The organism is Streptomyces sp. NPDC006624, from assembly GCF_040611555.1.
Classification (GTDB): domain Bacteria; phylum Actinomycetota; class Actinomycetes; order Streptomycetales; family Streptomycetaceae; genus Streptomyces.
The window spans coordinates 302,529-320,247 of record NZ_JBEXOM010000004.1; the positions used below are offsets into that span (position 1 = coordinate 302,529).

6 protein-coding genes are annotated in these 17,719 nt (G+C 70.5%); 5 read left to right on the top strand and 1 reads right to left on the bottom strand.

Annotation, left to right across the window (positions count from 1 at the left end; genetic code table 11):
- Nucleotides 1-68: 68 nt before the first annotated feature.
- The 5 genes from ABZY20_RS10235 to ABZY20_RS10255 are packed head-to-tail and all read left to right on the top strand — an operon-like array spanning nucleotide 69 to nucleotide 12,189.
- Complete coding sequence (locus ABZY20_RS10235) at nucleotides 69-3,953, top strand: phage resistance protein (RefSeq protein WP_356439337.1); 3,885 nt, start codon at nucleotides 69-71, stop codon at nucleotides 3,951-3,953.
- On the top strand, nucleotides 3,950-6,853 hold the full coding sequence (pglZ, locus tag ABZY20_RS10240) for a BREX-2 system phosphatase PglZ (RefSeq protein WP_356439339.1): 2,904 nt from the start codon (nucleotides 3,950-3,952) through the stop codon (nucleotides 6,851-6,853). Before ABZY20_RS10235 ends, pglZ begins: the two co-directional genes overlap by 4 nt.
- A 40-nt stretch (nucleotides 6,854-6,893) precedes the next feature.
- The gene (locus ABZY20_RS10245) at nucleotides 6,894-8,642 is read left to right on the top strand and encodes an AIPR family protein (RefSeq protein ID WP_356439341.1); all 1,749 of its coding nucleotides are present in this window, start codon (nucleotides 6,894-6,896) and stop codon (nucleotides 8,640-8,642) included.
- A 47-nt stretch (nucleotides 8,643-8,689) separates the two neighbouring features.
- On the top strand, nucleotides 8,690-10,027 hold the full coding sequence (gene brxD, locus ABZY20_RS10250; protein ID WP_356439344.1) for a BREX system ATP-binding protein BrxD: 1,338 nt from the start codon (nucleotides 8,690-8,692) through the stop codon (nucleotides 10,025-10,027).
- On the top strand, nucleotides 10,027-12,189 hold the full coding sequence (locus ABZY20_RS10255) for a DEAD/DEAH box helicase (protein WP_356439347.1): 2,163 nt from the start codon (nucleotides 10,027-10,029) through the stop codon (nucleotides 12,187-12,189). The genes brxD and ABZY20_RS10255 overlap by 1 nt, the downstream gene beginning before the upstream one ends.
- 165 nt (nucleotides 12,190-12,354) lie before the next feature.
- Here ABZY20_RS10255 and ABZY20_RS10260 read toward each other — a convergent pair whose 3' ends face one another.
- On the bottom strand, nucleotides 12,355-17,508 hold the full coding sequence (locus ABZY20_RS10260; protein ID WP_356439349.1) for a hypothetical protein: 5,154 nt from the start codon (nucleotides 17,506-17,508) through the stop codon (nucleotides 12,355-12,357).
- Nucleotides 17,509-17,719: the final 211 nt, after the last annotated feature.

The window sequence follows — 17,719 nt, forward strand, 5'->3', positions numbered from 1 at the left end:
TCCTATGTCAGTGGTACGCCATACGATCGGATGAGCCCGCGCAGCCGCCCGTCGGAGAGTGATCGTTCATGGCCCAGCAGCCGCCCCTGCTCCGCGATGTCATCGACATCAAGGAGTCCATCTCCACGTCGGACTTCGTCCTCCAGCTCTCGGAGGCGACGACCCCCGAGGGCGCCGAGCGCGCCCTGCGGGACTACGTGGTCACGGAGCGGCTGCTGGAGAACTTCGACGAGGCGCTGGGACTGATCAAGGCCGCGCTCGACGGGCACACGTCGAAGGCGGCCTACCTGCACGGCTCGTTCGGTTCCGGTAAGTCGCACTTCATGGCCGTGCTGCACGCGCTGCTCAGTGGCAGCCCGGCAGCCCGCTCCCGGACGGACCTCGACCCGGTGCTCACCAAGCACGAGTGGCTCGGCACGGAGGGCAAGCGGTTCCTGCTCGTGCCGTACCACATGCTCGGGGCGAAGGCGCTGGAGCAGCGGGTCCTCGGCGGATACGTCAGCCACGTCAAGAAGCTGCACCCCGAGGCGCCGACGCCGCAGGTGTACCGGACGGACGCGCTGTTCGAGGACATCCGGGCGATGCGGTCCCGGATGGGCGACGCGGCCGTCATCGCCGGGCTCACCTCGCCGGACGGCGGCGGGACGGACGACGAGGACGAGTGGGGCGAGGCGTTCGGCTGGGCGCCCGCGCTGCTCGACACCGCGCTGGCCGCCGAGGAGGTCCACGAGGGCGGGCAGGCGCTCAACCTGGTCAGTCCGTCCACACCCGCCGAGCTGCGGGCGCGTCTCGTCCAGGACGCGAGCACTCACCTGCTGCCCGGCTTCGCGAAGAACGCCGCCGAGGACGAGCACGGGTTCGTCTCGCTGGACGCCGGCCTGTCCGTGATCGCCGAGCACGCCAAGTCACTCGGCTACGACGGGCTGATCCTGTTCATGGACGAGCTGATCCTGTGGCTGGCCACCCTCATCCACGACCAGAAGTTCGTGGCCCGGGAAGCTGGCAAGATCACCAACTTCGTGGAGGGCGGCGACGCCCGCCGCGCCATCCCGGTCATCTCCTTCATCGCCCGTCAGCGCGACCTGCGCGAGCTGGTCGGCGAAGAGGTCTCCGGGGCGGCCGAGGCGTCCATCCAGGACACGCTCAACCTGGCCTCCGGACGCTTCGACAAGATCACTCTGGAGGACCGCAACCTCCCCCAGGTCGCCCACGCCCGACTGCTCAAGCCCAAGGACGCGGAGGCCGCCGCCCTCATCGAGGCGGAGTTCGACAAGACCCGCAAGATCCGCCAGGAGGTGTGGGACACGCTCCTGGGGTCCGACCGCGGGGCGGACGGGGTCGGCGCGGACGAGGAGAGCTTCCGGCTGACGTACCCGTTCTCGCCGGCGTTCATGGACACCCTCGTGCACGTGTCCTCCGCGCTGCAGCGCAACCGGACCGGCATGAAGCTGATGGGCCAGCTGCTCGCCGACCACCGCGCCGAGCTGCGGCTGGGCGATCTGATCCCGGTCGGTGACCTGTACCCGCTGATCACGGCGGGCGGCGACAAGCCGTTCACCGACAGCCTGAAGGTGGTCTTCGAGGCCGCGGACAAGCTGTACCGGACCAAGCTGCGGCCCTACCTCCTCCTCACGCACAACGTGTCCGAGGAGGACATAGAGCAGTACGCGAACCGTCCCGACAGCATCACCGACCCCGCGCTGCGCACCCGGATCAAGCAGTTCACCGGGGACAACCGGATCATCGGCACGCTGCTGCTGTCGGCGCTCGCCCCCAGCGTCCCCGCCCTGTCCGACCTGACGGTCCGCCGCCTGTCCGCGCTGAACTACGGCTCGGTCGTGGCCCCGATCCCGGGGCGCGAGTACGGCATCCTGAAGAACAAGATCGCCGAGTGGGCGGGCCGATTCCCCGAGATCAAGGAGACCGGCACCGAGGCCAACCCGGGCGTCCGGCTCGAACTGTCCGGCGTCGACGTCGACTCGGTGATCGCCAACGCCAACGTCAACGACAACCCCGGCAACCGCCAGGCCCTCGCCCGGCGCATCCTCGTCGAGGAGCTCGGCATCGTCCAGGGCCAGTTGGTCGACCAGCTGCAGTTCGTGTGGCGGGGCACCGAGCGCAGCGTCGAGGTGGTCTTCGGCAACGTCGCCGACGAGGACGAGCTGCCCGACCACGACCTCATGCCCCAGCAGGACGGACTCTGGCGGCTCGTGATCGACCTGCCCTTCGACGACAGCGAGTACGGAGCCGTCGAGGACGCCAACCGGATGCGGCGCCTGCGCGAGCGGCAGGGCGAGCCGTCCCGGACCGTCGCCTGGCTGCCCACCCACCTCTCCAGCCAGCGCTACGCCGACTTCCGCCGTCTCGTCGTCATCGACAAGGCCCTCTCCGACAGCCGGCGGTTCGACGGCCAGTACGCCGGCCACCTGAGCCCCGACAACCGGGCCCGCGCCAAGGGCCTCCTGGAGACCCAGCGCGAGTCGCTACTCAAGAACGTCAAGGCCGCCTTCAAGCAGGCGTACGGCCTGGCCGACAAGAAGGCCACCGACGTGGAACTCGGCTTCTCCGACCACTTGGAGTCGCTGCGTGAGGTCGACGGCCTGACCCTGTCGTTCGGCCAGTCGCTGCGCGACGGCGTCCGGCACATCGCGAGCCGGCTGCTCGTGAGCCAGTTCCCCGACCATCCGGACCTGGACCCCGACGGGAACGGCACGGTGGTCAGGCCCGCCGACGTGAAGAAGGTGTTCACGCACGTCCAGGCCGCCGCCGAGGCCCGTGACGGACGCGCCGAGGTGCCCGCCGCCGACCGGAACCTGATGCGGCGGGTCGCGACCCCGCTGCGGCTCGGGCAGCAGAAGGAGGCGTACTTCGAGCTGTCGCACTACTGGGCGGACCACTTCCGGCAGTTGGCCCGCGAGCAGGGCGTCACCGGCGACCTCAGCCTGATCACGCTGACCGACTGGACCGACCGGCCCGCGCCGCGCGGTCTGCCGGGCTTCCTCGCCCGGCTGGTGGTGGCCTCGTTCGCCGAGATGGACGACCGGGTGTGGGTGCGCGCGGGCACGCCGCTCGACCCCGCGCCCGCGCTGAACGAGATCAAGGACCACGACGCGCTGCGCAGCCAGCCGCTGCCCTCGGAGGAGGACTGGTCGGCCGCCCGGCAGCGGTTCACGGCGCTGTTCGGCGAAACGGCCCCCACCCTGCGGCGCGGCCGCATGGTGAACCAGCTCGCCCGGCAGATCGTCCAGCAGGCGGGCGCCCACCAGGAGGCCGCCCGGGAGCTGGTGACGCAGTTGGAGCGGCACGCCGGGTTCCTCCGCCTCGACGAGACCGCCGAGAACGGCCGCCTCGCCGTCGCGCGCCGCGCCGTCGACCTGCTGCGGGAGCTGACGCGGTCCGCAGGTCAGGGCGCCGCCGGCGCCAGGAAGACCGTCGAGTCGCTGGCCGCCTTCGACTTCGGCGAGGTCGGCGCGGACCGGTTCGGGACCTCGGTCAAGCAGGCCCGAGCCGTGGCGCAGGCACTGGACTCGACGTCGTGGACCACGCTCGACCTGGCCACCTCGGAAGGCCCCGAGGGCGAGGCCCTGCTGGATTCCCTGCGCAACGCCGCCCAGAGCGACCAACGGACCAACGACCTCAAGGAGGCGCTGGCCCGGACCCAGCGCGAGGTGCTGGCCCTGGTCAAGCGGAACCGCGCGACACCGCCCGCGCCGCCCGCGCCCCCGGCCCCGCGTCCGAGTGACGTCCCTCTCGACACACCGTCCAGCCACCCGCCCGTGCCCGAGCAGTCGCCCGGCACGCGCCCGTCCACGCCGGGCCGGGTGAAGCGCTCCGGCGGCGGGCGGACGACCGCCGCCAGGGCCGTGGCCGAACTCCAGGCGGAGATCGCGGAGCTGGCCGCCCGGGAACCGGGCGCCACGGTCGAGATCACCTGGCAGGTCGTCGAAGGATGAGCACAGCGACGACCGGCGCGATGGCGGTGCGGCTGAACCTCGCCACCCTCACCCAGTACCTGTCCGCCCAGACCTCGCTGGCCGACGCCCTGGCCGGCCGGGACCGGCGACGGGCCGTGCTGCTGCGCTCCGCACCCCGGTGGGACGGCCCGGCCGAACACTCCTGGGGCGACGGGCAGTCCGCCCGCATCGCGGCGGCGCCCTCCCCGCTCGCCGTGCACGAGCTGGTGCTCGGTCACCTGTCGGAAACGGCCACCGGACCCGCCGTGCTCGTCGTCCTCACCGACCGCGAGCAGAACGAGCTGGACCCCGCCATCCTGGCCCGCGCCCACAAACAGCGCGTGGACACGGTGGACACCTGGGATGTCGTACGGGACGCCTTCGGCGCCCATCAGGTCGACCCGAGGCTCAAGGACGACAAGTGGGCCGCGGAGGCCCTCCTGGAGGCGGCGCCCCCGGGAGGGGGCTGGCCCCGGCTCGGCGGCGGCATGCTCTCCCGTGGCACCGCCCTGACCGCGCTCGCGCTGCGCCGCCTGCGACTGGGACGGTACGAGGACGAGACGGCCCGCCAGGACAACGCCACGTCCGCCGACCGGCTCGACACCCACACCCTGCTGGGCTGGTCCTTGATCCCCGGGGGGCCGGAGCGGCTGTTGGCGCTGCGCGGCCCCGAACGCGCGGGCCTGGCGGATTTCCTCGGGGAGGAGGACCAGGCCGGCCTCGCGGGACGCGCCCTGCTCGCCCTGGTCGAGGCCGAGCACGGGCCGGACGCGGTGGCCTTCGGACTGCTGTGCGCGGCCCTGTGGTGCCATGCCGAGCCGGACGCGGCCGTATACACGGCGCGCGGCCGCGCGGAGCGATGGTTCGGAGACCGCCCCCCGATGCGGGGCGAACAGCTCGACGCCATGGTCGCCGCCTTCGGCCGGGCCACGGAGGACTACGTCGGCACGCTGCTCGCCGGGGCGAAGCGGGACGGCAGCCCGGTGTCGGAGGAGGCTCGCGAGGCCCGCCGGACGAGCGACACGGTGCTGGAGCGCGCTTCGGCGCTGGTCCGGCAGTTCGGGGCCGAGGCAGCCGCCCGGACCAGTCCCCTGCTGCCGGCCGGCCTGGACGCCAGGTTCACCACGGTCGGAGAGGCCCTCGCGGCCGGCGACCCGGAAGGGTTGGACGCGGCCGTCCGTTCCCTGAGCGAGCACCGGCGGGCCGACGGGCCGGAGGTGCGGGCCCGGATCGAACGGGCCCGGATGGGTCAGCGGCTCGTTCAGTGGCTGGCCACCGACCCGGCGGCCGAGGTGTCGCACGTCGGCGCGGCCATCAGTCGCCACATGGAGGAGACCGCCTGGGTCGACCGCGCTGTGGAGCACATCGAAGCGGGCGGCGACCCCGACGACCGGCTGAGGACCGCCTACGACGCACTGGCCGCGCGCGTGCGCCGACAGCGGCACGGGATCGACCGCGACTTCGCCCGCACCCTGGCGACCTGGACCGCGGCCGGCACCGATCCCGGCGGCATGCTGACGGTGGAGACGTTCCTGGAGCGGGTGGTGAAGCCGGTCGTGCGGGACGCCGACGACCGGCGCGTGCTCCTGATCGTCCTGGACGGGATGAGCGCGGCCATCGCCACCGAGCTGGCGGAGGAACTGCGCTCCTCCTGGGCCGAGTTCGACCCCCTGGCCGCGGAGGGCGCTCCGCGGCGTCGCGCCATGGCCGCGGCGCTGCCCACCCTCACCTCCGTCTCGCGCACGTCGCTGTTCGCGGGAAGGCTGATGCGGGGCTCGCAGAAGGACGAGGCGCAGCTGTTCCCCGCCCTGCCCCTGTGGAGCGGGGCGCCCGCCGCCGTGTTCCACAAGGACGACCTGCGGGCCGACAGCGCCGGGGACACCTTCGGGTCCGCGCTCACCGAAGCGCTCATGGACGGCCGTACGCATGTGGCGGTCGTCCTCAACGCGATCGACGACCGGCTGGCCAAGGAGCAGAAACTGGGCGACGGCGCCTGGCGGGCCGAGCACATCCCGGGCCTGCCGGACCTGCTGCGGATCGCCGCCTCGCAGGGCATGGCGGTGGTGATCACCAGCGACCACGGACACGTCGTCGACCGGCACGGTGCCAAGGTGGAGACCGGCTCACCGCTGTCCGCCCGCCATCGCGAGCCCGGGGGCGAGGTGGGACCTGCCGAGGTGGAGCTGCACGGCACGCGCGTGGTCGCCCCGGAACCGGGCGGCTCGATCGTCGCCCTCTGGGACGCCGACTCCCGGTACACCGCCCGCAAGGCCGGCTACCACGGCGGAGCCTCGCTGGCCGAGTTCACCATCCCCGTCCTGGCCTTTCTGCCGTTCGGAGCGTCCCCTCCCTCGTCCTGGCGCGAGTTGGGCGACCAGCGGCCGGCGTGGTGGTCACTGGACGACCCGACTCCCCGGCACGCCGTCCCAGCCCCGCCCGAACGCACCGCCCCCGGCGAACGGGCCGCCCGGCAGCGGCCGACCAAGGCCCAGGCCCGTCTCGCCCGCACCCACGACGCGTTGTTCGACGTCGCCGTGGTCCCCTCGCCCGAGGACGACGGAACTCTGGTGACCACCGCCGCGGTGAGCCCGGACGACGCCCTTGTCACAGCCCTCTTCGCCTCGGAGACGTTCCAGGGGCAGATCGGCCTGCTCGCGCGCAGACCACCGATGGAGAAGGTGGAAGGCGCGATCCGGGCTCTGATCGAGGCTGGAGGCACGCTTCCGGTGACGGCACTCGCCCAGCGTGTGTCCTACCCGGCCACCCGCGCCGACGGGTTCGCCGCGATCCTGCGCCAGTTGCTCAACTACGACGGAGTGCAGGTCCTGGAGACGCTGCCGGACGGCAGGACCGTCCGCCTCGATCTCGCCTTGCTCCGCATGCAGTTCGACCTGGGCTGACGAACGGTCAGCCGTATCCCATACCGATGAGCCGGGAGCCATGAGCGCCAACGACCGTGTGTTGATCAACCAGATGATCGAGGAACGGCGCAACGCCCGCGCCGTCCCTCTCTCGTTCGACGCGGAGTTCGAGCGGTTCGCCAGTGAACACGCCCTGCACGGCTTCGGCCTTTCCGAGGAGGAGATCGAAGGCGGTGTGATCGGCGGCGCGGACGACGGCGGCATCGACGGGGCCTACGTCTTCCTCGGCGGGCGTCTTCTGCACGAGGACAGTGAGATCTTCCAGCAGCAGTCCGCCGTCGCGAACGTGGAGCAGGGAACCCAGCTGACGCTCTGGCTCGTCCAGGCGAAGACCAGCCCCGGCTTCTCCGAGGTCGCCATCGACAAGGTGGCGTCCACCTGTAAGAACCTTCTGGACATGGAGGCCGACGAGGCCACCGTCGGCCTGCTGTACAGCGAGGACCTCCTCGCCCGCTTCCGCCTCTTCAGGGAAGCCCTGAAGAAGCTCCTCACCCGCCATCCCACCGTGTTGATCAAATTCTCGTACGTGACACGCGGCTCGGCGAGCGAGGTGCACCCCAAGGTGCAGGCGAAGGCCAAGATCCTTGAGAGCCAGTTCTCCAGCGCCTTCGCCATCTCCAACGGCGAGGTCGAGTTCCTGGGCCCCGCGGAGCTCTGGAAGCGTGCCAGCACCCTTCCCTCGTACACCCTGGAACTCCCCTACCGGGAGAGCATCACCCACGGCACCAGCCACATCGCGCTCGTCGGCCTGGGTGAGTACATCGACTTCCTCAGCGACGAGACCGGGGCGATCAAGTCCCACATCTTCGACTGGAACGTCCGCGACTACCAGGGCAACGTCGAGGTGAACCGGGAGATCACAAGCTCCCTGCAGAACCCGGAGGCGCCCGAGTTCTGGTGGCTCAACAACGGCATCACCATCGTGTGCTCGCAGGCGACCTCGGTGGGCAAGCGGCTCAGTCTCTCCGACGTCCAGATCGTCAACGGCCTGCAGACCTCCTACACCCTGCACGAGACGCTGCGCGACCGTTACGTGACCGACCCTGCCGACTCGGTGTTCGACAGACTGGTGCAGGTGCGCATCCTCGTCACCGTGGACCAGGCCGCCCGTGACTCCGTCATCCGCGCCACCAACCGGCAGACCAGCGTGCCCGTCGCCTCCCTGCGGGCCACGGACGACATCCAGCGGCAGATCGAGTCGTACTTTCTGGAACACGACTGGTTCTACGACCGGCGCAAGAACTTCTACCGCAACCAGGGCAAGCCGACCGACCGTATCGTCAGCATCCCCCTGCTGGCCCAGTCCGTGATGGCGATGGCGCTGGGACGGCCCGACTACGCCCGAGCCCGTCCGTCGAGCCTGCTGAAGTCGGACGTGGACTACCGGCGCGTCTTCTCGGACAAGACGGAACTCGCCGTCTACCTGTGGCTGGCCAAGGCGCAGCGCCAGGCGGACGAGTTCCTTCAGGCGTCGTCGGATCCCGTCTCCCGGTCGCTGCACACCAACCTCCGCTTCCACCTGGCCATGCTCGGCGCCGTCGACCTCGTGGGCCGCATCTTCAGCAAGCCGGAAGCCCTGAACAACGCCGCCCGGGAGGACGTCTTCCCCAATCCCGCGCGCCTACGGTCGCTGTGGACGTCGCTCCAGGAACACTTCGACACTTACCAGCAGCGGCAGCGGTCGGGTCCCGATAAAACTGCGAAGAGCAGTGACTTCGTCACCTACCTCACGACTGAGCTGGGATACGGCAGCCTCCACCGCAGGTGATTGCAGCGCGCGGGCCCGCGGCCGGGCGGGGATGGGAGAATGGGCAGGTGATCGACCCTCGTCCCTCTCCCGTCTCCGCCGCCCGGCGGCGCACCGCCATCGACGCGCTGCGCCGCGGTGCCGTGCCCGAGAGCGGCCTGGATCTCCTCGCCACCGGACTGGGCCGTTTCGAGTCCGCCCTCGACGCGGAACTCGACGCGGTCGCCTCCGGCGCCTCGGTCTTCAAGGCCGTGCGCGGCGAGTACGGCTCCGGCAAGACGTTCTTCACCCGATGGCTCGGGGAACGCGCCAAGCAGCGCAACTTCGCCGTCTCCGAGATCCAGGTCTCGGAGACGGAAACGCCGCTGCACAGACTGGAGACCGTCTACCGTCGCCTCACCGAACGGCTGGCCACGACGAGCTTCCCTCCGAGCGCGCTGCGACCCGTCGTGGACGCCTGGTTCTACGCCCTGGAGGAGGACGCCCTCGCGGCAGGAGCTGACGAGGATGACCTGAGCGGCGCGGTGGAGCAGTTGCTGGCCGCCCGCCTGACCGAGGTGTCACGGCACGCCCCGTCCTTCGCGGCGGCGCTGCGCGGATACCGTTCCGCGCTGGCCGACGGCGACGAAGCGACGGCGGCGGCCGTCCTCGCCTGGCTCGGCGGCCAGCCCCACGTGGCGGCAGCGGCCCGTCGAGCGGCGGGAGTGCGTGGCGACCTCGACCACTTCGGCGCCCTGGGCTTCCTGCAGGGGCTGCTCACCGTCCTGCGGGACTCCGGCCACCGGGGACTGTTCGTCGTGCTGGACGAGGTGGAAACCCTGCAGAGAGTGCGGTCGGACGCCCGCGACAAGGCACTCAACGCGCTCCGGCAGCTGATCGACGAAGTCCACTCCGGACGGTTCCCCGGCATCTACCTGGTCATCACCGGAACCCCCGCCTTCTACGACGGCCAGCAGGGCGTGCAGCGGCTCCCACCGCTCGCCCAGCGCCTCGCCACCGACTTCACCACCGACCCGCGCTTCGACAACCCGCGTGCGGTCCAAGTGCGCCTGCCGGGATTCACCCTGGAGTCGCTGACCGGGCTCGGGGTGACCATCCGCGATCTCTACGCCTCCGGGGCCGACGCACCCGGCCGGATCGAAACACTGGCCGACGACACGTACATCGCCGACCTCGCCCGTGCGGTGGGCGGAGCCCTCGGAGGGAAGGTCGGCGTGGCACCCCGGCTCTTCCTCAAGAAGCTGATCGGAGACGTGCTCGACCGCATCGACCAGTTCCCGGACTTCGACCCGCGGCAGCACTACCGCCTGACCGTGGACAGCAAGGAACTCACCGACGTCGAAAGGAACCTGACCGCATACGCATCCGCATCGACATCGGCCGGCGACATCGATCTGGAGCTGTGATGGCGCCACCCGCGGACCCCGTCGAGCGGCTCGACCCCGTCATCCTGCACCACGTTGTGAACACACTCGGCTGGCCGGATCTGCGGCCGCTGCAGCGGGCCGCGATCGACCCCGTGATGGACGGCGAGGACGTCGTGCTGCTCGCTCCCACCGCGGGCGGCAAGACCGAGGCGGCCTGCCTGCCGATCCTGTCGGCCATGTCCGCGCAGAGCTGGACCGGCATCTCGGTCCTCTACCTCTGCCCGCTCAAGGCGCTCCTCAACAACCTGGTGCCCCGCGTCGACGGTTACGCGCAATGGCTGGGCCGGCGTGCGGCCCTGTGGCACGGGGACACGCAGGAGTCACAGCGTCAACGCATCCGTACCGACAGGCCGGACATCCTGCTGACGACACCCGAGTCGCTGGAAGCGATGCTCATCGGCGTGAAGACGGATCACGCGCACCTGCTGGGCGGTGTCCGGGCCGTCGTCGCCGACGAGGTGCACGCCTTCGCGGGCGACGACCGGGGCTGGCACCTCCTCGCGGTCCTCGAACGCCTCCAACGGGTCACCGAGCGTCCCATTCAGCGGATCGGGCTGTCGGCGACGGTCGGCAATCCACGGCATCTGCTCACCTGGCTGCAGGGGTCCGGTGCCGGCCGGCGTCCGGGCCGAGTCGTCGCCCCGGACCTCACGGCGTACTCGCGGACGGGAGCAGCTGGAGTGCCTGCGAGCGACACGACCGGTCCTCCGCCGGGGGAGGTCGAACTCGACTACGTCGGCTCCCTGTCCAATGCCGCCAAGGTCGTCGCGGCCCTGCACAAGGGTGAGAAGCGACTGGTGTTCTGCGACTCCCGGCGGCAGGTCGAGGAACTGGGCGCGGCGCTGCGGGCACGCGACGTCACCGTGTTCCTCTCCCACGCGTCCCTCTCGGCCGACGAACGGGCCCGGTCCGAGCAGGCGTTCGCCGAGGCGCGTGACTGCGTCATCGTGGCCACGTCCACCCTGGAACTGGGCATCGACGTCGGTGACCTCGACCGAGTCATCCAGATCGACGCTCCTGGGACCGTCGCCTCGTTCCTCCAGCGCATCGGCCGGACGGGGCGCCGCGCCGGAAGCACCCGGAACTGCCTGTTCCTGGCCACCCAGAAGGACACCCTGTTGCAGGCCGCCGCGTTGCTGCTCCTGTGGGGACGCGGCTGGGTCGAACCGGTCGTCGCACCACCCGAGCCACGACACCTCGTCGCGCAGCAACTGCTGGCCGCCGCGCTGCAGGAGCACAAGCTGGGCGATCAGACATGGCCCGAGCAGTGGAACGACCTGGCGCCCTTCGACCGTTCAGCCACTCCGATCCTCCGCCATCTGACGGACGAAGGCTTCCTCGACACCGACGGGGGCATGCTGTTTATCGGCCCCGAGGCGGAACGCCGTTTCGGACGGCGCCACTTCATCGAGCTGACCGCGTCCTTCACCGCACCACCGCAGTTCACCGTCCTGTCCGGCCGCACCGAGATCGGACGGATGGATCCGTCCGTCCTCACCGAGGAACGCCAGGGTCCGCGTCGGCTGCTGCTGGCAGGCCGCAGCTGGCAGGTGACGTTCATCGACTGGGGGCGCAAGCGGGTCTTCGTCGAGCCGGTCGAAGGCGGTGGTATCGCCAAATGGTCCGGAGGCGCGATCGCCGGACTGTCGTACGCGCTGACCCGGGCCATGCGCGACGTCCTCCTGGGCGCCGACCCGCACGTCTCGCTCACCCCACGAGCCCAGGTCTGCCTCCAGGAGTTGCGTGACGAGGACGCCCCCCACCTTGTCCACCCCGGCGGGACGCTGATCGCACGACGCGGGAACGAGGTCCGATGGTGGACGTGGGCGGGGTACCGGGCCAACGCGACGCTGGGCGCGACACTGTCGTCGGTCGCGGACCCGGTTCAGCGGCCCACGGACTGCTACCTGCGGCTGCGGGAGGACCTGAGCCCGGACATGTGGCGCGCCGCGTTGGACGCCGTACCAGCCGGGCCGACACTCGTCCTGCCCGATGTCGACCAGCGGGCAGTGCGTGGTCTGAAGTTCTCGGCGGCGCTCCCCCAGTGGCTGGCCGTGGCCACCCTGTCGGCGCGGCTCGCCGACTTCGACGGTGCCGGCGCCGTTCTGGCGGAGCCGACACGCTTCTCGAACGTCCAATGACGCGGGCCTTGCCACCGCCCTCCGGGTTTCCACTTCCCCGCCGTGGTCGCTCGGCAGCCGCGGGTCGCCCCTGTCGTACGACATCTACAAGTTCCAACCCCGTGCTCATGACGATTCATGAGCACGGTGGAGCAAGGCCGCCTCACACCCTGCGGATCGGACGCGCTACCCCCTCCCCAAGGGCGAGCACTGATACCGCACCCCCCGGCTGACCATCCTGAAGCGGTCACGCCCCTGGGCGGAGAACGGGTTCGGCAGGTCGAAGACGCGGCGCTCCTCCGGGACCAGGGCCGAGGTGATCAACAGGATGCGGTAGCGGTTGCCCCGGCCATGGCGTCGGGCCGCCTCCACCTCGGACGGTGCGAGTTCGAACTCCACCCGCTCGGCGCACCGGTCGCTCAGTGCCTTCACCTCGTACAGCCGGGTGGTGTCACGCCAGGTGACCTCGAAGTCGTAGCCCAGGGAGTCGGACGCCTCGTCGTCGCCGTTGACGACGGCCGCGTAACCCGAGGTCCACCGCACGTCGGCGTAGTGGCGCTGAAGCCAGGCGCGCGCGGCCACCTCCCCGACGAGGCCGATGGCGGAGCGCTGGTCCTCGGTGGTCCGCTTCGTCTTTGCGACGACGATGCGCGGCTTGACGGAGGGTCCGCCTCCACTTCGTGGCCGGGGCACACCCGCCACGGTGTCCAGGCGCACCCTGCCCGACTGGGCGAGGAAGGCCTCGTCGATGGTTTTCGATGCGATGTCCGCGATGGTGGCGAACTGGTCGCTTCCGACCCTGACCTCGGCATCCCCAATGGCGATCGTGCGCGGAGCGACGGTGGTGGAGACAACGGAATCCCGGGCGCGCGTCGCCGTCTGCGCGAAGTCGTTGTCGGTGAGGCCCAGCGCTGCAGGGTCCGCGGAGTGAGGCATTCCGGCAGGCCATCCCACGGCGCGTCCCACCGCGTCGAGCAGACTGCCCTCGCTCAGCGGCAGCAGGTCACCCAGCCCGGTTCCGTCGATGAAACTCCTGCATTCCAACAGCACCGCCCCGTGCCACCCCGCGGGCACCTGGACGCCGTGACGGCGGCACCAGGCGGTCACCAGTGGGGGCAGCGCCGGCACGAGCGCGTCCAGTGCGGCCGTGTTGTGTTCCCGGAGCCGGTCGACGGCCTCGAGTTCGGTGGGCCGCTCGAGGTCGTCGTCGGCTCCGTGCGCCCGGAGCCATTCCCGCACCCTGTCGCGCATCGCATCCTCGGGCGGGGTGATGAATCGGGGAAGCCAGTCCGGGTCCGGCTGAAGGTCGTGGAGACCGCGGGCCGCGGCGTAGCTGGAGATGTCCTCACCCTGCTGAGCGGCGACGGCGTATCGCTCGCGGAGTCGGTCGAGGAGGATTCCGAAGCGAGCACGTACGAAGTCACCGAAGACCTGTTCGTGGCGGTCGGGGTAGTACTCCGGTGAATACCCGAGGGCGACCAATGCAGCGTTGAACTGCTGGAAGTCGAGTCCCAGTTCGTCCCTGAGCTCCGCCGGTTTCGTGCAGGAGCGGGCCAGGGCCACCAGCTCGGCCGATGGCAGCGGCAGACCGGGCGCGAGCCGGTCCATGATCCCGACAAGTTCTCGCTCGCCGGCCGCACGACCGAGGAGGTGGGCGGCCTCCTCGCTCCATGCGTCGGCGGCCAGGCATGCCAGCACCGGGCGGAGCAGTCGCACCGTGTCCTGCACGTCACCGGTGAGGTTGCGCCGGATCTCGGCGACCTTGGCCTCGGTCGTGTCCAGAGCCGCGGCGAGGACGCCGTCGTCGACGAGCGTCGGGTTGCCACCGCCGAAGGCCCGCTCGAGTTTGACGAGGACCAGTTCCAGCGCATCCTGCAACCACGGCCTGTCCAGCAGCTGCGCGACGGCGGGCGTCGCCGCCTGTAGCTCGTCCCAACCCTCGTCGCTTCTCCAGACGACCACCGTGGGGTTGTCGTGGTCCGGCAGCGGCAGGGCTCGCGTCGACGACGGCGGTTCGGCCGGCGTCCCGGAGACGGTGATCTCCACATCGTCGGCGTGTACGACGCGGAAAGCGCGAAGTCGTTCGAGCGCGGCACGGACACCGCGCTCGCTGCGGCGCACGAACGCCCCGGACTTGAGCTCCATGGCCAGCGCGACCACGGTGACCAACCACTCCCGCCCCCGGATGAACACCGCCGCCTGACCCGACGGCGTGATGGAGGCCCCGCCACGATGACGTACCTGCACGTGGGTGGCCGACGTGCGCTGCGTCCTCAGCCCGTTCGCCTCGGCCAGGCGGACGACGGCGTCACCGGACTCCGCCGGGGCAACGAGGACAGGATGCCCTGCCGGCTCGATGAGCGCTTCCTTCAGTGGATCCGCCTCGTCGCAGACGATGACCGGCACCTCCTCGGACGACGGGCTGAAGGTGCCGAGCACGTTGGTGCGGCTGACCACGAGACGGGCCACCTCATCGGGCGCCCAGGGCCACTGACCGGTCCGCACGATGTTCGACCACGCCCGTTCGTAGTGCCGTTTGAAGGAGACGCTGAGGTACTCGGGCACGTCGCCCTTGTCGAGCACGTCAGCGAGCTGTTTCACCGCCGCCCCGGCGTGCTGCGGATCGTCCCACCTGCGCAGGCCGAGCCGGAGCATCCGCTCGACGACACCCCTGTCGGTGAGCAGACGGCGCGTCGACAAGGGCAACGCGGGCACGAAGGCCGGGAGTTCACCGTCGATGCTGAACCACGCCCGCTGGGGTGCGACGAAGGACGGGCCATCCGGCTCCTCCACGGGCAGCCAGGCCATGCCTCGGAGGTAGGAGGCGAGAGGAGTGGGCCAGGTGTGCGCGTCCTTGAAGGAGTAGGTGGGCCTGTGCACGGTGACCGTGAAGACCTCCTCACCCCAGGTGCGCAGTCCGTGCACCAACAGCTCGGCGAACTCACGCCGGGCGGCGGGGCCGAGCCCGGCCACCTCGGTCGCTCCCGCCAGGTGGGCAGGCGGGTGGGTGAACTCGTAGAGCGTGTAAGGGTGCTGAAATCTGGTCCACCCGCTTCTGACATCGGCACACCAGGCGTCGGTGAGCGCATCCCCCAACCCGAAGCCCGTGGCGAGTCCCATGAGCCGCAGTTCGTGTCCCTGGCGGGCTTCGAGTCGCTCCCCGACGGCCCCCGGCCTCAGGCCGTCGCACACACCGAGAGATTCCAGGAACTCGGTGTAGGCCGCCCGGTCTCGCACCGGCGCCGGCCAGTCGTCTGGGCCACTGATCCACTGGTCCCGCTGCGCGGCCAGCGCGGGGATCCGGGATCCTCCCTCGGCGAGGAACCGCTCCAGCCGCCGCGCTCCTTCGGTGCCCCAGGTGGGTGAGAAGGAGCAGCGTGCGGCCCGGCCCCACCGGCCAGTGTCAGCCAGCGGCAGCCGGAAGGGAATGCGGGCCAGCCGCTGGCGCTGGGCCTGGGTGAGCAGCGGGTACTGCCGGAAGGCGAAAGTAAGGGCGTCGCGGCCGAGCGCCTCCGAAGGGTGGCCGGAGAGCAGGTCGTCCAGTGCGTCGAAGACGCGGTCCAGTTGGTAGGGACGCACCAACTCGTTACGCTCGAGGAATCCGCGCCCGGCGCTGTCCCAGGCGATCGCCGGGTGAGTGAATGAGATACGGCGTCTGAGTGCCTTGAGATCACCCGGGACCCGGGTGGCGGCGGCGCCGTCCGTGATGTCGTCGGGCTCGGGGTGGAAGAAGACGGTCGCGTCCTGCCTACCGGACTCGGTCCCGCCGCCGAGGGCGCTTCTCAGCCGCATGTCCTGGTCGAGGATGATGCGTCGGCCCCGCAACACGCCTTGGTCCCGGGCGAACGCATGGGACAGGTCGCTGTAGAAGTCCGCCCATACCTGTCCTGCCGGTTCCGTACCGCTGAGCAGTGACCGGGCGACGATCTCGGCCCACTCGGCGGCCAGCAGCGCCGACGGACGGAAGGGCCTGGAGAGGACGGCTCGGCACAGCTTGTCCAGACGCGTGTGGCGGACAGGGCCGACAAACGGGGTCAGCAGGTCGGCTCCGGCCCTGGTGAGTGCCTCGGTGGTGACTACCCGCCAGGAGCGCTTGCCGTCGGGCCATCCATAGGAGTCCTGCAACGAGCCCCACGCCTCCCTGCCGTGCAGGGGCACGATCGGTTCGGCGGCGAGCCTCCCGTCCAGGGCCGCTTCGAGCCGGTCCGGTACGTCCCAGCACATGAGGTCAAGCACGAGGTCCGCGGCGAGAAGGTGCGGGGCCTCCGAGCGGATACGCCTGCTCAGTTCCACCGTCAGTACCGCGAGCTGGTCGAGGAGGAAGGCGTTCAGGGCTACCGTCTCGCTGATGTCGAGGCGGGCCAGTCTGGTGAAGAACGGGGCATGGGCGTGGCCAGGGAACGGGGCGTGGACGCCCTCAGCCATCGGCAGGAAGGTGTACATGCGGCCGTTGGGGAGCGGTACGTCGAGGCGCAGCGCGACCGCCACCCATGCCTCGGCGTCCCAGTTCTCCCAGGCGGCGTCGATCTCGCGCGCCTGGACGCTGCGGCTGATCGCTCCTTTCAGGGCCTCGGGATCGAGAGTGCGACGCGCCAGCAGGTAACGGCCCGCCCCGGCGAGATCGACCTCCCGCACCCAATCGTCGTCGCTTGCGGTGACCAGGTCCGATGTGCGCTCCGTACGCGAGAGGGCCTGCCGGAAAGCGGTGTCGGGGCCGTCACGCACCTCGACGAGGAGTTCGGCCACCCGGTCGAGGAAGAGCAGGAGCGGCGCCTCGCCGTTCACCACGCCCTCGGCCTGCGCCACGGCGAGTCCCCAGGCGTGCCGGTCGCGCAGCGGCAGCCGTACGACCGTGGAGTACCCGTCCTCGGCGAATTCCTTGAGCACGGGGTCGGTGACGTCGGCCGGTACCGGTAGTGCCAGCGGGGAGATGTCCTCGATCACCCGGGCCGCGAGTGCCGGGTCGTCCACCAGGGTGCGCACGTCCTTGGGCCTGGCGAAGCGGAAGCAATAGCCGTCGAATACCTGGGAGTCGGGTGAGGACTTCGAGTAGATCTCCGGCCAGTCCGTCAGTTGCAGCACGCTGCGGAAACCGAGGCCCTTGTTGCCGATCCCCTCACCCGCCGTCTTACTGGACAGGGCCAGCTCGGTGATGGCGCGGAAGTTCTTCTCAGCGAAAACGGCCCCCTCGTTGGCGACGTAGAGGACGCCGCCGTCCTCACGGGTGACCGCCAGGACGGCGATCCTTCCCGGGGCGGCTTGACCGAGTGCGTCATGGCCGTTCTGGACGAGTTCGAGGATCGTGCGGCCCTCGTACTCCTGGGCGGTGTCCTCGCTCACGGACTTGAGGCTCTCGGCGAACCGCCATGTCTCGCCCGCGTCCCTGTAGATCTCGACTCGCCGCCGGGTCAGGGCGATTACGGCCGACCTGAATCGGTCGCACTCCGCGGCAACCCACATCGATGTCATGGCTGTTCCCCCTCGTTCGTGCACAGCCCTGCGCCTGCCAGAAGCCTCTGCTGGCAGTGCCATCCAATCGAACCAGGGGGAT

Coding starts and splice junctions, on each gene's coding strand:
- ABZY20_RS10235 (WP_356439337.1), top strand. CDS start 69: ATGGCCCAGCAGCCGCCCCTGCTCCGCGATGTCATCGACATCAAGGAG.
- pglZ (WP_356439339.1), top strand. CDS start 3,950: ATGAGCACAGCGACGACCGGCGCGATGGCGGTGCGGCTGAACCTCGCC.
- ABZY20_RS10245 (WP_356439341.1), top strand. CDS start 6,894: ATGAGCGCCAACGACCGTGTGTTGATCAACCAGATGATCGAGGAACGG.
- ABZY20_RS10255 (WP_356439347.1), top strand. CDS start 10,027: ATGGCGCCACCCGCGGACCCCGTCGAGCGGCTCGACCCCGTCATCCTG.